This window comes from Pantoea sp. JZ2 (genome assembly GCF_035191405.1).
GTDB classification, from domain to species: domain Bacteria; phylum Pseudomonadota; class Gammaproteobacteria; order Enterobacterales; family Enterobacteriaceae; genus Pantoea; species Pantoea stewartii.
Window position 1 is genome coordinate 160,846 of the sequence record NZ_CP045249.1, and the last position, 15,597, is coordinate 176,442.

Genomic DNA, 15,597 nt, shown 5'->3' on the forward strand with positions numbered 1-15,597 from the left:
AGCTGCGTAATCTGTTTTTCAGTCAATCAAAAGATAGAATTGTTCTGCCGGTGACAACCCGTTCCCCTGCGGATGTTTATACTGCCCTTTGCGTATCATATGGATTAACTCAATGCCGGCCAGTATCGTCTGCGCCCGGCGAAATGATTTGAACCCCAGCATCAGTCGTATCCGCCGTTTGATGTTCCGGTGATCCTGCTCAATCAAATTGTTCAGATACTTGCTTTGCCTGACGATAATGGTTTCTTCATCTGCTTTACCCGCGTTGAGTGTATCCAGAGCCGCGGTATTCGCGCCGCTTTTATCAATGGTTACCACCTCCGGTTCCCCGTTATTGCGGATAGCCTTGCGGAAGAAACGCAGAGCAGCTGCCGCATCACGTTTAGCGACCAGCAGGAAGTCGATGGTCTGCCCCGTACTGTCAACTGCCCGGTACAGGTATTTCCACTGCCCCCTGATTTTGATGTAGGTTTCGTCCATTCGCCACCGTCGGCCAGGATTACGTTTATACCGGCGAAACGCCTTAGCTAAGCGTGGTACCAGCCGGATGACCCAGCGGTGAAGCGTGGAATGATCAACGACAATCCCCCGCTCAGCCATTATCTCTTCAAGATTTCGCAAGCTGAGTGAGTAAGCCAGATACCAGCGAACGCACTGGGCAATAATATCGACGGGATAATGCAGGCGTTTGAAGGCTTTTCGGATCAGAGACATGGGCAGGGAACATCGCAAAAAAAACTGCATGTTACCTGACGACTCCTTAATGCGACAGAGCCCGGTCCGGTGAGTAGGCGAACCATACCGCAGGTGGGAGCTGTGAACCCGCGTTGCGGTCATCCCGGACGTAGACCCACAGGCGGGCCGTGCGGGTTTTACCGCTGCCCGGCTCCTGTACCGGCACAGGGATATCGTCGGTATGCACCTTGCCCGGCATCAGCACGTACTGGCGCAGCAGGTCGTACAGCGGCTCCAGCAGCTCGCTCACCGGACCAGCGCCCCAGTGTGGCACGGCTCAGCTCCACGCCCTGACGGCGGTATATCTCCGACTGACGATAGTGAGGCGTGTGCTCCGCGAACTTCGCCGTGACGATGCGCGCCAGCAGGCCGGGGCCTGCATAGCTGCGCTCTATGGGTTTTGAGGGCATGGCTGTCTGAACGATGTGGTCACAGCTGCAGCAGGCCAGCTTCGGCCGCTGCGTTTCGATAACCTTAAAGGCGCTGCTGATAAGCTCCAGCTGCTCCGACACGTCGCAGCCCAGCGCGCTGAGCTCACCGCCGCATGCCGGGCAGGCGGTTTCTGCCGGCGGCAGCGTGCAGATTTCGCGGGGAAGCGAGGCGGGCAGCGGTTTGCGGGAAGACGACTGACGCAGCGGCTGCGGGAGTGCCGGGTCATGCTGCTCGCCCAGCACCTCCGCCATTTCCTCCTGCAGGGCGCTGATGCGCTCCTCTGCCTCGCGTACCTGGCGCTGCGTTTTCTCACGCAGCTTTTCGGAGCTTTTGCCGAACTGCATGCGCTGCAGCTTAGCAACCAGCGCTTTCAGGCGGTTTATTTCGCTGGCGTACGCCGCCACCCGCTGTGAGAGCAGGCGGTTATACTCCGCCATTTTGCGGAGGGTGGTCTGCTGCTCCAGCAGCAGCGCCCTGAGCCGGGCGTTTTCATCAGGGTATGAGGTCTCCATAACCCCACTTTACAGCAGGTTATATGCGTATTCCAGGGCGTTCCGTCCGCTGCGGATGTTTCCAGTTAATGCCTTCCAGCAGCATGGACAGCTGCGCCGGCGTCAGGTGGACTTTACCGTCACGGGTCACCGGCCAGACGAAGCGCCCCCGCTCCAGCCGTTTGGTGAACAGGCACAGGCCGCCCCGGTCCGCCCACAGCACCTTTATCATGTCGCCGCGACGCCCGCGGAAGATGAACAGATGCCCACTGAATGGGTCATCCCGTAACGTGTTCTGCACTCTGGAGGCAAGGCCATTGAAGCCGTTGCGCATGTCCGTCACGCCGGCAACCAGCCAGATGCGTGAGCCTGCGGGGAGTGATATCACCGGCATTCTCCCTGCATTTCCCGGATAAGCATCTGCAGCAGCTCTGGCGTCAGCTTTCCACTGATACGCAGCGTCCCGGCGTGCAGAACCAGTTCGCAGCAGGGAGACTCTTCCGCAGCGAGTGTGATCGGGCTCACCGGTCTTTCGGTAGCGGCCAGCGTCACGGGGAGCAGTGCCGGCGTGCTGGCCGGGGTTCCCGACAGCTCCTGCTGATAACGACGCCGCCAGTTGAACAGGAGATTGTCGTTAATGTTATTTTCACGGGCAAGCTGTGCCACGCTGACGCCGGGCTGCATCGACTGCGCCACCAGTGCGATTTTGAAGTCGCGGGGAAAGTTGGGACGTCGTGATCGTTTGGGGGCGACAGTGATCTCACATGGAGCAGGGGCTACGGGAAGACCGGGCGATTTTCGGGATGACTGTCGGTAAAGGCGTTTATCCAGATTTTTGGCGTTGATCCGTGGCGGCAAAGGCCAGGACAGACCGGCCTTCCTGAAGCGAACAAAGAGATCGCAGGCCGTGGTTTTGGGGATGCCTAGCCGGCGTCCGGCCTCAATGCGCGGCAGTTTTTCTTCAAAGTGGAGGCGAAGTACCTCGAGAAGCCATGTCCGGTGTTTCACGCGATAGTGTCCATTAAAAAATGATGGACACTATTTTCCCGGAACCGGAGCCTGCTGCACAGACGGTCTAATTGTGACGCTTACGGGTCAGCGTTAACTCATCGTCCAGTAATCCCGTATTCAGGCACTCAGCAGAAATAATGTTGTTTACTGACAGAAAATTTTTTTGATGATTATAAACTGGAGTTTTAACAGCCAACTATGGATCAAGAAAGGGATTATATGCCACCTGTTAAGCCACTCACCCCTACCTCATCAAACAATATATCCCGGATATACTTGGGTAGTTCAAACGCGGAAGACCCGGATATCTGGTTTGACACCATCGACCAGGTTGAAATGGAAGAGACCTGGTTTGACGCATGCGAAGACCATCAGGCTGAGCCGTCATCTTCTGCCGGAGAAACGGCGGATTTGCGGGTTCCGTTCACGGAAGACTGCCGCCGGGGTGTTCAGCAGCTTGTCCGTACTCTTGGGGAATACGGGGAGAATAAAATGCTTTCTGCCTGCCTTTCTAAAATACTTCCCGGCACTCCGGCCAGTCTCATTATCGCAGCAAACAGTCTGTATACCGCGGTTACTGAGGGACGGAATATTGATACCGCAGCACTGCATGCTCTCGGGCTGGCATCCTGGTACCTTCCTGAGAATATTAATGTGGTATCCGGACTGGCATCCTTTATCCGGGATACCGTAAGCGGATGGACGGATGAGACTTTTCTGCAGCCTCTTATAGGCAACGAAGAAAATCAGACTTCCATTCATCTGTTTACAGCTCTGGCGATTACGGCCATTGTGGCGGGACGCTGGATGAAGGACGCAGGTGCCCCGCAGCGCGGTGTTCTGAAGGTCCCGGCCTTTATGGCTAATATTTTTATCCGCGCCAGTCATTACAGGGCTGCGCTGGGAAATATGGCGGGCAGTCTCCCGTCCGGCGCGGCAATCCCTGAAAATACCGGCCCATCACAACGCGCGCCTGCTTTTGAGGTGGATACCCAGGCAGAATGGACAAGAGATGTATGCGATGCAGCCGTTTCCTGCACTTCCTCAATACCACGGCTTACCGCATTTTCGTCAAATTCAACAGCCAGCCCCGGGGCTTACACCCGAGCGACGGTACAGAACAGGCCGGCCCCTGCGACCGGGGGAAATACTCATCTCTCTTTGCCTGAACAGGCGCATTATCTGGCTGTGGATAAACTCCGGCAGAAGAGTGGTCTTTCAGACCTGTTGTATTGTACTGACATTAAGACTGAGAGCCGCCAGCGAATAAACGAAAAAGTTGTAACCAACGCGCATTTCAATACGAAATGTGATGCCATCCCTTATCCTGAGCCGTTGACGAAAGAGACTGACAGCCTACCTGTACACGCCGACATGCCGGAAACGCAGGTAACCTCGGCAGAAACAAGCCGGAGTGGCGGGGATGCTTTACTGCCTCTGGTGACAGGTGCCGCTGTGGCATCCGTGACAACACCATATATACAGGGCCTGAAGAGTAAAACGGTCATAGCAGCTGGAGCTGCTATGGGTCTGACCGGGCTTACCGTAGGGGGAATATTGTGGAACAGGTTCCGGACACTTGAACCAGAAGCCCCGGGGGGTAATTTAGCAGGAGATAAGAGCCGTGATGTTTCATCATCTGATAATGTTGCACTGCAGAATGAAGCTCTTATTAAGTCGGCTGTACCGCAATTAGGCAGCGGGGACTCACTGGAGGACTCTTTCGGCATCCATTCACTGCCGCATCACGATGTCATGGAAAACCGCATCAGACACAGGGTGCGGCATGTGCTAATAGATTCACCAAAAGAACAAACACAGCTTCCTGCTCCTGAAGATGTAAAAATTGAAAAACTGGATTATTCGTGCATTGAAGAACGGCAAGATTTATCCTTAACACAGATATTGAGACAAATCGGTAAAACCTTACAAAACCCGATAACTGAATTGGCAAAAGAATCTCAGGTCATTAATTATTACAATAATTTAGGACGATGCCCAACAAAAGGTGATGTTGAAAAGATTGAACATATAACTATGTTTGTAGATAAAGTTGTGTCTGCAGTTATTACGTTACTTCCTTACTCCCAACCTATAGCTATTTTACAAAGTGTGGGGGGGCCATTATTCAAACTCATGGCTGATGATATAGAACAAAAAGAAAATGATAAAATAGAAGCTATGAAGGAAATAGCTGAACAGGTAATATTCCTCTCCAAATCAATAACTGAAAAAATTCAAAGAGATAATAAAAACAAGGTTTCTGATGCGAAAATCTCCCTGCCAAAGGGCATATTTTTTCACGAAGGGAGAATTTATACACAAATCAATGGTGACAGATGGGAGTTATCGTATAAAAAGGAAAGGTTTTTCGCTACAAGAGAGAATGTAGAAAAAGAAGTGGAATATTCTACGAAAGAGGAAGAATGGATTATACGTAGAAACATAGAAGAAATTAATACTGAAGATTTTTCTTTGGATGAAAACTTAGTGTTTAGCAAAGAAGAAACAGAAAAAGTGATATCTGAGCTTGCAGTTGACGCTGAGCATTTTGAGCGTATAAATCATGTTAAAGATACTGAGTTGTATCGAGTGACGCTCTCAAATAATAGGATATATAACTGCATAAAAATAAATGGAAAATTTCTTCCCTTTCGTGCCATTTCCCTAAACAATTCTGATTTTGAAGTCTATAACATAAAAAAACCAAGAAGAACAGGGTATAGTATATTCATTTCGGCAGATAATAAATTTCATCTTGGGAAGCACTTCTCATTATCAATGAGACGCGGGATAGAATTTATACCTTATGCATCCGATAAACTGAAAAAAGCAATCCCTTCGTGTTACTATATAAAAAATTTAGATATGGCCAACTTAACACCAATAACTAGTAGAGGTATTGTAAAATCAGCAGATAATAAAAAATACATCCTTCTTGAGAAGGGGTATGTACAAATTGAACGCCATCCAATTCTTCCTAAGGTCTATCAACTTGGCCCTAGTGATAGGGATAAAATACTCTGTTACTATGATAAAGAAGCTAATAAATTCTTTTCAATCCCGGAGGAAAGGAGTGTTAGTGGGCAAATGGCAGGCAGGAGGAGTAGAGGTGGGAATGATCATCCTTATAGTCAAGAGAATATATTAAAGTATCAATTTGGAAAACAACAAAAACTGAATAATTACAGAGATGGATTCAGGACGAATAATTTCAATGATTATAAAATCATAAAAGAAATAGATATTAGGGTAACCAATAGGGTGAATAATATTTATCTATACGGACTAAATGACGAAGAGGCAAGTCACTCTATAAAATATAAGAAAGTGGCCTTGAAAATAAGGCGTGACATAGGCAGTGCAAATATGATGATCGAAAGAGTTAAAGAATCCTTACTGAACATAGAACATCCCAATCACGTGACTAATAGCTTTCATAGAATATTCGATATCGAACCTAATACTACAGAGTCAGGAAAATTAATTGAGTTATTTGTTAATCGTCTTGATGCCACAAAAAAAATATTAGAAAGTTATATTTCTGATGATTTCATCAATATTTGGCTCATCAATCACAATGACAATGGCATTATTGCTGAAACGTGGAAGGGTGATCCACTTCGTCGAATGTATATAAATATAAAAAAAACTAACGCTTATAAGAAACAAAACTCTATCCGTAGGTTTTTTATGAAATCTTCGAGTAAGGATGATGTGCCGACAGTTATCCATGAAGCTTCCCATCAGGGGGCAGATACTGTAGATTCTTTCTATTTGGATAATGCATCCCTTGAGAATAAAATAAGCCGACTAAAATCCGGAGAAATGACCCCATTAGAAATTAAAGCCATCCTTGATAGCGATGAGGCAATCGCGTTACCTCCTAGCTTAAAAACAGAAAAAGAAATTGCCACGGATCTCTTCAATAGAACCCCCTATGTAAGAGCAAAGCTCTTATTAAATAATGCTGATTCATTCTCTGCGTTAGTAACTGAATTATTTAGTGATATGCAAAAGATGCACAAGCGAGAAATTATTTCTCAACACTTTAAAAACCCTGAGATTATATATTTACTTTTCGCTTTAGCTTTAGAGTAGCTTATGAGCAAAGTTCAACCTTCTAGCCAGGGGGCAGTTTGGATATCGATAATTGTAACGGCTCGCAATCGAAATCCCCCGGGCTCGCAATCAGCGCAATTTTCGGCTAAGATTGGGGTTCCACGCCGGAAACCTGGATTTTTCCGCAATCAGTAACGGCGGTGGTGTCACATAAACGGGCTCTGTCGCATTAACGGCAGTAAGCGCGCTGAAAGACGTCATCAAAAAAAAAGGGCACTGTTGCAAATATCAGTCAGTGGTAAACTGATCATTATTTTTTGCTGACGGAGCAGCACATGTCCCCATTCAAAGGCCGGCATTTTCAGCGTTACATCATCCTGTGGGCGGTTCGCTGGTACTGCAAATACGGCATCAGCTACCGTGAACTGCAGGAGATGCTGGCTGAACGCGGTGTCAGTGTTGACCACACCACGATTTACCGATGGGTACAACGTTTCGCGCCTGAAATGGAAAAGCGGCTGCGGTGGTACTGGCGCAACCCTTCCGATCTCTGCCCGTGGCACATTGATGAAACGTATGTGAAGGTCAATGGTCGTTGGGCGTATCTGTACAGGGCCGTCGACAGCAGGAGCAGAACGATTGATTTTTACCTCTCGCCACGCCGTAACAGTAAAGCCGCATACCGGTTTCTGGGAAAGATATTAAACAACGTGGAGAAGTGGCAGGTCCCGCGGATTATCAACACTGACAAGGCCCCGACATACGGACGGGCGCTGACCCAGTTAAAGCGTGAAGGAAAATGTCCGCCATATGTTGAGCATCGTCAGATAAAGCACCACAACAACGTTATTGAATGTGACCACGGCAAGCTGAAAAGGATAATCAGCGCCACGCTGGGGTTCAAATCAATGAAGACGGCTTACGCCACGATAAAGGGAATCGAAGTCATGCGTGCGCTGCGCAAAGGTCAGGCAGAATCATTTTATTTCGGCCATCCCCTGGGCGAGATGCGTCTGGTGAGCAGAGTCTTTGAAATGTAAGGGCCTTTCAGTAACACCAAAGGCTACCTTATCGCGAATTTTGCAACAGTGCCATTTTTTCACCCATCGCGTCACTATCGCGTCATTGTGGAAGGGCCGACATCCATAGCACTGGCTGCATCTGCCATGGTGTAGTTCTGGTCAACGACCAGTTGAGCGGATTCGCGTTTAAACTCTGCGCTGAAATTTCTTTTTATTATGGCACCTGAACAGAGGCGAGCATCTCACCTCTGTTCAGGTGGCCAAATTCAGTAAACTAATACAATAGCGTCGAGATGGTCGTCAGGTCAACATCAGTATCTATTCTCCTGTATAAACAGTACTAAATTTTACAGTGCTTAGGAGTTTGCGGCCAGTAACATCGAAACCAACTAAACTATAACCCGCAGGTATATCAAATGATGCTTTTTTTTGTTTATCTTCTGGTATATTCCCTCCTGGATCACTTCCACATACTTTTGTATTTCCATTCTTATAAATGAATTTTAACTGACCTATGACATTGCTTCCGTAAACATTTGCATAGCCTGTGATTATCTCTATTTGCTTTATGTTTTGTGCATTATCTAATTTTAAAGTACTCCCACCATCTCCACCTATACCGGCCATATTGTCTACTAGCCAGCCACAACGCATATCAACGGTGTAATCAGGAGGGGATATGATAAATGATGCTTTATTATCCCCTGCGTTAATCTCTCCATAAGTCGGTGAATAATAAGGGGGTTTGACGGAAATGTTTGCGTTTTCGTTATAAGTAAAACCTTTGAAACTTCCGCTAACTTTTATCAAAGCATTGCCGCCTTTAATTCCTGTAACTAACCCGCTGCCATCAACACTGGCTATACCGCTTTGAGTACTTGACCATGACATACCATCACTTACAATTTCAACATCATAAGTATCAGATGCAGTTGCTTCAACTATTAACTTAAAAGTCCCACCCTCAACTATCGATTTTTCTTTAACATTCAAAGAAAAATTATATTTATACAACACCAAACTTTTTTTCAAGGTAATAAATTCATCTTTTTTAATTTGGGACGATATACTACTGTATTCCCCGGGTGAACTCCCTCTAATCGTTGCTTCATACTTACCTGGTTCTTTAGGATCAGCAACCACTTCACCTATACTTATTCCGCTTTTTACTATCGCTCCTGACTTATCTTTTACTGTGAAATTGATATCTTTTTCCAAGCCTGAAATGGGGTTATTTCCTGCGTCAAAAACCGTCATTGTAAGAAGTGCATAATCCTGACCGTTAGCAATTATTCTAGTCTTATCAATCACCAAGGTTGAAGTATTTTTATCTGGATCTCCCGCCACGAAGCTCACCGCCCTGTCAGCGCGCACGGCCGCCGTGCTGCCCACCTTCGCGCTCACGGTGATGTCCGCCACCGCCAGGGTGCTGCTGGTCAGCGTCACCGTGGCCTGCCCGGCCGGGCCGGTCACGCCGCCCGCCTTCACCGTCACGCCGGCCCTGTCCGCCGCCGGCGTCACGGTGGCGCCGGAGACCGGGTTGCCGTTACCGTCCGTCACCGTCACGGTGTAGGTGAAGCTGCTCTCGCCGTTGGCCACCTTGCTCACCGCCGTGCCGTTCAGCACCACCGCGCTCACCTTCGCCGTCGCCGCGTCCGCCACGAAGCTCACCGCCCTGTCAGCGCGCACGGCCGCCGTGCCGCCCACCTTCGCGCTCACGGTGATGTCCGCCACCGCCAGGGTGCTGCTGGTCAGCGTCACCGTGGCCTGCCCGGCCGGGCCGGTCACGCCGCCCGCCTTCACCGTCACGCCGGCCCTGTCCGCCGCCGGCGTCACGGTGGCGCCGGAGACCGGGTTGCCGTTACCGTCCGTCACCGTCACGGTGTAGGTGAAGCTGCTCTCGCCGTTGGCCACCTTGCTCACCGCCGTGCCGTTCAGCACCACCGCGCTCACCTTCGCCGTCGCCGCGTCCGCCACGAAGCTCACCGCCCTGTCAGCGCGCACGGCCGCCGTGCTGCCCACCTTCGCGCTCACGGTGATGTCCGCCACCGCCAGGGTGCTGCTGGTCAGCGTCACCGTGGCCTGCCCGGCCGGGCCGGTCACGCCGCCCGCCTTCACCGTCACGCCGGCCCTGTCCGCCGCCGGCGTCACGGTGGCGCCGGAGACCGGGTTGCCGTTACCGTCCGTCACCGTCACGGTGTAGGTGAAGGCGCTCTCACCGTCGGCCACCTTGCTCACCGCCGTGCCGTTCAGCACCACCGCGCTCACCTTCGCCGTCGCCGCGTCCGCCACGAAGCTCACCGCCCTGTCAGCGCTCACGGCCGCCGTGCTGCCCACCTTCGCGCTCACGGTGATGTCCGCCACCGCCAGGGTGCTGCTGGTCAGCGTTACCGTGGCCTGACCGGCAGCGTCTGTCGCCCCGGCCGCTTTCACCGTCACACCGGCCTTATCCGCCGCCGGCTTCACGGTGACGCCGGTGACCGGGTTGCCGTTGCCGTCCTTCACCGTCACGGTGTAGGTGAAGGCGCTCTCACCGTCGGCCACCTTGCTCACCGCCGTGCCGTTCAGCACCACCGCGCTCACCTTCGCCGTCGCCGCGTCCGCCACGAAGCTCACCGCCCTGTCAGCGCTCACGGCCGCCGTGCTGCCCAACTTCGCGCTCACGGTGATGTCCGCCACCGCCAGGGTGCTGCTGGTCAGCGTCACCGTGGCCTGACCGGCAGCGTCTGTCGCCCCGGCCGCTTTCACCGTCACACCGGCCTTATCCGCCGCCGGCTTCACGGTGACGCCGGTGACCGGGTTGCCGTTGCCGTCCTTCACCGTCACGGTGTAGGTGAAGGCGCTCTCACCGTCGGCCACCTTGCTCACCGCCGTGCCGTTCAGCACCACCGCGCTCACCTTCGCCGTCGCCGCGTCCGCCACGAAGCTCACCGCCCTGTCAGCGCTCACGGCCGCCGTGCTGCCCAACTTCGCGCTCACGGTGATGTCCGCCACCGCCAGGGTGCTGCTGGTCAGCGTTACCGTGGCCTGACCGGCAGCGTCTGTCGCCCCGGCCGCTTTCACCGTCACACCGGCCTTATCCGCCGCCGGCTTCACGGTGACGCCGGTGACCGGGTTGCCGTTGCCGTCCTTCACCGTCACGGTGTAGGTGAAGGCGCTCTCACCGTCGGCCACCTTGCTCACCGCCGTGCCGTTCAGCACCACCGCGCTCACCTTCGCCGTCGCCGCGTCCGCCACGAAGCTCACCGCCCTGTCAGCGCTCACGGCCGCCGTGCTGCCCACCTTCGCGCTCACGGTGATGTCCGCCACCGCCAGGGTGCTGCTGGTCAGCGTTACCGTGGCCTGACCGGCAGCGTCTGTCGCCCCGGCCGCTTTCACCGTCACACCGGCCTTATCCGCCGCCGGCTTCACGGTGACGCCGGTGACCGGGTTGCCGTTGCCGTCCTTCACCGTCACGGTGTAGGTGAAGGCGCTCTCACCGTCGGCCACCTTGCTCACCGCCGTGCCGTTCAGCACCACCGCGCTCACCTTCGCCGTCGCCGCGTCCGCCACGAAGCTCACCGCCCTGTCAGCGCTCACGGCCGCCGTGCTGCCCACCTTCGCGCTCACGGTGATGTCCGCCACCGCCAGGGTGCTGCTGGTCAGCGTTACCGTGGCCTGACCGGCAGCGTCTGTCGCCCCGGCCGCTTTCACCGTCACACCGGCCTTATCCGCCGCCGGCTTCACGGTGACGCCGGTGACCGGGTTGCCGTTGCCGTCCTTCACCGTCACGGTGTAGGTGAAGGCGCTCTCACCGTCGGCCACCTTGCTCACCGCCGTGCCGTTCAGCACCACCGCGCTCACCTTCGCCGTCGCCGCGTCCGCCACGAAGCTCACCGCCCTGTCAGCGCTCACGGCCGCCGTGCTGCCCACCTTCGCGCTCACGGTGATGTCCGCCACCGCCAGGGTGCTGCTGGTCAGCGTTACCGTGGCCTGACCGGCAGCGTCTGTCGCCCCGGCCGCTTTCACCGTCACACCGGCCTTATCCGCCGCCGGCTTCACGGTGACGCCGGTGACCGGGTTGCCGTTGCCGTCCTTCACCGTCACGGTGTAGGTGAAGGCGCTCTCACCGTCGGCCACCTTGCTCACCGCCGTGCCGTTCAGCACCACCGCGCTCACCTTCGCCGTCGCCGCGTCCGCCACGAAGCTCACCGCCCTGTCAGCGCTCACGGCCGCCGTGCTGCCCAACTTCGCGCTCACGGTGATGTCCGCCACCGCCAGGGTGCTGCTGGTCAGCGTTACCGTGGCCTGACCGGCAGCGTCTGTCGCCCCGGCCGCTTTCACCGTCACACCGGCCTTATCCGCCGCCGGCTTCACGGTGACGCCGGTGACCGGGTTGCCGTTGCCGTCCTTCACCGTCACGGTGTAGGTGAAGGCGCTCTCACCGTCGGCCACCTTGCTCACCGCCGTGCCGTTCAGCACCACCGCGCTCACCTTCGCCGTCGCCGCGTCCGCCACGAAGCTCACCGCCCTGTCAGCGCTCACGGCCGCCGTGCTGCCCAACTTCGCGCTCACGGTGATGTCCGCCACCGCCAGGGTGCTGCTGGTCAGCGTCACCGTGGCCTGCCCGGCCGGGCCGGTCACGCCGCCCGCCTTCACCGTCACGCCGGCCCTGTCCGCCGCCGGCGTCACGGTGGCGCCGGAGACCGGGTTGCCGTTACCGTCCGTCACCGTCACGGTGTAGGTGAAGCTGCTCTCGCCGTTGGCCACCTTGCTCACCGCCGTGCCGTTCAGCACCACCGCGCTCACCCTCGCCGTCGACGCGTCCGCCACGAAGCTCACCGCCCTGTCAGCGCGCACGGCCGCCGTGCTGCCCACCTTCGCGCTCACGGTGATGTCCGCCACCGCCAGGGTGCTGCTGGTCAGCGTCACCGTGGCCTGCCCGGCCGGGCCGGTCACGCCGCCCGCCTTCACCGTCACGCCGGCCCTGTCCGCCGCCGGCGTCACGGTGGCGCCGGAGACCGGGTTGCCGTTACCGTCCGTCACCGTCACGGTGTAGGTGAAGCTGCTCTCGCCGTTGGCCACCTTGCTCACCGCCGTGCCGTTCAGCACCACCGCGCTCACCCTCGCCGTCGACGCGTCCGCCACGAAGCTCACCGCCCTGTCAGCGCGCACGGCCGCCGTGCTGCCCACCTTCGCGCTCACGGTGATGTCCGCCACCGCCAGGGTGCTGCTGGTCAGCGTCACCGTGGCCTGCCCGGCCGGGCCGGTCACGCCGCCCGCCTTCACCGTCACGCCGGCCCTGTCCGCCGCCGGCGTCACGGTGGCGCCGGAGACCGGGTTGCCGTTACCGTCCGTCACCGTCACGGTGTAGGTGAAGCTGCTCTCGCCGTTGGCCACCTTGCTCACCGCCGTGCCGTTCAGCACCACCGCGCTCACCTTCGCCGTCGCCGCGTCCGCCACGAAGCTCACGCTCGCCTGCCGGCTGCTCTCACCCAGCGTCGCCGTCACCGTGCTCGCGCCCGCCTTCGTGCTGGTCACCGCCACCGCCGCCGTGCCGTCCGCCCCGGTGGTCACGCTCTCCGCCACCGCCGCGCCGCCGGTCGCCGCCAGCGACACCTTCTGCCCGGCCAGCGGGTTGCCGTTACCGTCCGTCACCGACACGGTCAGCCCGTCCGCCGCCCTGCCGTCCGCCTTCGCGCCGTCCGACGTCACCGTCAGCGCGGCCACCTTCGCCGTCGACGCGTCCGCCACGAACGTCATTGTGGAATCACTGTAGTTTCCGTTGTCCATCAGCGCCCTGATGCGATAGTTCCCTGACACTGAGGCACTCACCATCACCGCGGCCCGCCCCTGCGCATCGGCGTCAATGCTGAGTGGGCCCTCCGTCCGCCCGCTTCCGTCTTTACGCATGAACGTCAGCTTGCCGCTCCGCGCTTCCCCGGGGCCTTCAGACACACGCTGACCACTGAACGTAACCCGCATACCCTTAACTCCGTCCTTTTCAGACAGGGAACTGACCTGCCTCTGCGAGGCCACAAGCCGTGCCGTCACCAGGGAGCGTGCTTTTCCGTCCGCGATCTGCCTGTCGGGTGTGATGGTCAGGGTTTTAACAACGTTGCCGGACGGCGAAACCGAAATAACGGTAGTGGCGGTGTCTGACTTGTTGCCTTTTGAATCAGTCGCCACCGCGCTCAGCGTGTAGGTCTGCGGTCCGGTCGCCGCCCGGGCCCACTGATAGGCCGGCAACGTCATCCGCACTTCCCGCGATGAAAGTCTCTGCAGCGTCCCCCCGTCCGCAAGGAAAGACGGGGAAACCGTCCAGTCAATGTCCCTGAGGCCGTATTTTGACCGGCTGACAACGGCAGCCAGCGTCAGCGTATCCCGCGCGTGCCCGTTAACCTGCGGCGGCAGAAAAATACTCAGCAGCGTCTGCTTACGGTACTGCATGACGATGTCATAGTTGCGGTCAACCAGATCGTAACGGTTTCCAGCCAGGCTGCGGGACAGATCCACGTAGTCCGGGTCGGTCTGATGGCTGAGGGGAACCCCCGGCCGGTAGGTAAACGAAACGCCCAGCCGGGTGTCCGCATCGTCGCCGCTGCTCCGGGTCGCGCTTAACGTCACGAGGGGGACCGGCGTCCAGCTCAGTCCGTAGGAGAATGCTGACGGACTGTTACGCAGCGCGTCGGCTGAGGCGCTCCCGGCCAGGTCGACCCCTTTTCCGAAATATTTTTCGTATTTGAATGTCACGCCGAGCTGCGGGTAGGAAGGCAGAAAGGCTTCTGTACGCAGGTCAAAGCCGGTTGCCGGCCTTTCGTCGTAGTCAGTCATCGCGTCCAGAACCGACTGATGCCAGCGGGTTAATCCAAAATAACCGTTCGCCGCGAGTTTAAGATAATCAGTCCAGGCTTCGCCCCCCACCCCGAGCCGTGTGTTATGGCCGGTAAGGTCGTAATCCCAGAAGCTGTTGAGGCCCAGCATCCACCGGTTGAGATAGTGCCGCCACCCGGCTCCCACGTTCACGATGTTGCGGTTGGTGGTTTTACGCGTGCCCAGTTGCGAAAAAAGAACGTTATCCGGTGAATCATACAGCGGAAGCAGCACGTCACCGCTGATGCGTCCGTCGCTGCCCAGCGACACGTTGCCGGTACCATACTGGCTGATCCAGCCGTTGATTTTCTGGTTTAAAAGGCCCTGACCGATGCTTCGCGCGTAGTTCACCGCCTCCTCGCTGTTTCTGACGGAGGACAGCACGCCGGCTGCCTGCGACATCTGTCCGCTGTAGGGCGAACTCTGTATTTCGCCGCCGTCCTGTTTCCAGAAACCGTCATCCGCACGGCGGGCGGCGCTGCCGTCACTGGCCGTTTTATCCGGTATGCCTAAGGAGGGAAGCGGAGATGAAATCAGAGCCGCCCCCCCGGCTACGGGAGGGCCCGGGATATATCCCGGGCTGTAGGAATGAATATTTACTGAAGAAGTATCAGCTGATTTGTCTTCGTCCCTTACTGCCGCTCCTGAATTACCAGATCCGGCTTTCGTCAGGTCTGAAATAGCCGACATTGTCGTCTTCATTTCCTGAAAAGAATGTATTTCCGCTGCGCGTGCCACACCGGTGACGGATGGAAAAATAATAAGAAAAAGCTGGATAAATATAAGAGCAGACGAAACGGACTTTCTCATCCCTGAGCAAAACATTCCTGAGACCTTCAAAAAGAATGCCGCATCAACGGAGAGGAATCAGCGGCAAAATGGGTAAGAGGGGTAAAAGAGAAATTAATTAAAGTAAAACGTTTTCTTATTTGAAAATAAACATTAAAAACCCACGAGTAAATTCATTTAAACCGATCGATCCAGAAATTATG

At 55.6% G+C, this 15,597-nt stretch carries 6 protein-coding genes and 2 pseudogenes; 2 read left to right on the top strand and 6 right to left on the bottom strand.

Annotation, left to right across the window (positions count from 1 at the left end; genetic code table 11):
- Positions 1-18: 18 nt before the first annotated feature.
- The 4 genes and pseudogenes from GC087_RS24575 to tnpA all read right to left on the bottom strand — a co-directional run bounded on the left by GC087_RS24575 (position 19) and on the right by tnpA (position 2,666).
- Complete coding sequence (locus GC087_RS24575) at positions 19-714, bottom strand: IS6 family transposase (RefSeq protein WP_210523173.1); 696 nt, start codon at positions 712-714, stop codon at positions 19-21.
- Positions 715-763: 49 nt separating this feature from the next.
- A pseudogene (gene tnpC, locus GC087_RS24580) lies at positions 764-1,679 on the bottom strand (IS66 family transposase); the annotation flags it as partial.
- A 19-nt stretch (positions 1,680-1,698) separates the two neighbouring features.
- Positions 1,699-2,046 (bottom strand): IS66 family insertion sequence element accessory protein TnpB, encoded by a 348-nt coding sequence (gene tnpB, locus GC087_RS24585; RefSeq protein WP_210523153.1) that lies wholly within the window; start codon positions 2,044-2,046, stop codon positions 1,699-1,701.
- On the bottom strand, positions 2,043-2,666 hold the full coding sequence (gene tnpA, locus GC087_RS24590; RefSeq protein WP_210523155.1) for an IS66-like element accessory protein TnpA: 624 nt from the start codon (positions 2,664-2,666) through the stop codon (positions 2,043-2,045). The genes tnpB and tnpA overlap by 4 nt, the downstream gene beginning before the upstream one ends.
- A 339-nt stretch (positions 2,667-3,005) precedes the next feature.
- Between tnpA and GC087_RS24595 the strand changes: the two genes are divergently transcribed.
- Entirely contained in the window at positions 3,006-6,770 is a 3,765-nt protein-coding gene (locus GC087_RS24595; RefSeq protein WP_324030754.1) for a hypothetical protein, read from the top strand.
- 296 nt (positions 6,771-7,066) lie between these two features.
- The gene (locus GC087_RS24600) at positions 7,067-7,771 is read left to right on the top strand and encodes an IS6 family transposase (RefSeq protein WP_210523159.1); all 705 of its coding nucleotides are present in this window, start codon (positions 7,067-7,069) and stop codon (positions 7,769-7,771) included.
- 77 nt (positions 7,772-7,848) lie between these two features.
- On the opposite strand, the pseudogene GC087_RS24605 reads toward GC087_RS24600, so the two are convergent.
- Together GC087_RS24605 and GC087_RS24610 are read right to left on the bottom strand one after the other, a co-directional pair.
- Positions 7,849-7,971, bottom strand: a pseudogene (locus tag GC087_RS24605) (transposase); the annotation flags it as partial.
- A gap of 100 nt (positions 7,972-8,071) precedes the next feature.
- The gene (locus GC087_RS24610) at positions 8,072-15,295 is read right to left on the bottom strand and encodes an Ig-like domain-containing protein (RefSeq protein ID WP_324030755.1); all 7,224 of its coding nucleotides are present in this window, start codon (positions 15,293-15,295) and stop codon (positions 8,072-8,074) included.
- Positions 15,296-15,597 lie beyond the last annotated feature (302 nt).

Coding starts and splice junctions, on each gene's coding strand:
- GC087_RS24575 (WP_210523173.1), bottom strand. CDS start 714: ATGTCTCTGATCCGAAAAGCCTTCAAACGCCTGCATTATCCCGTCGAT.
- GC087_RS24595 (WP_324030754.1), top strand. CDS start 3,006: ATGGAAGAGACCTGGTTTGACGCATGCGAAGACCATCAGGCTGAGCCG.
- GC087_RS24600 (WP_210523159.1), top strand. CDS start 7,067: ATGTCCCCATTCAAAGGCCGGCATTTTCAGCGTTACATCATCCTGTGG.
- GC087_RS24610 (WP_324030755.1), bottom strand. CDS start 15,295: ATGTCGGCTATTTCAGACCTGACGAAAGCCGGATCTGGTAATTCAGGA.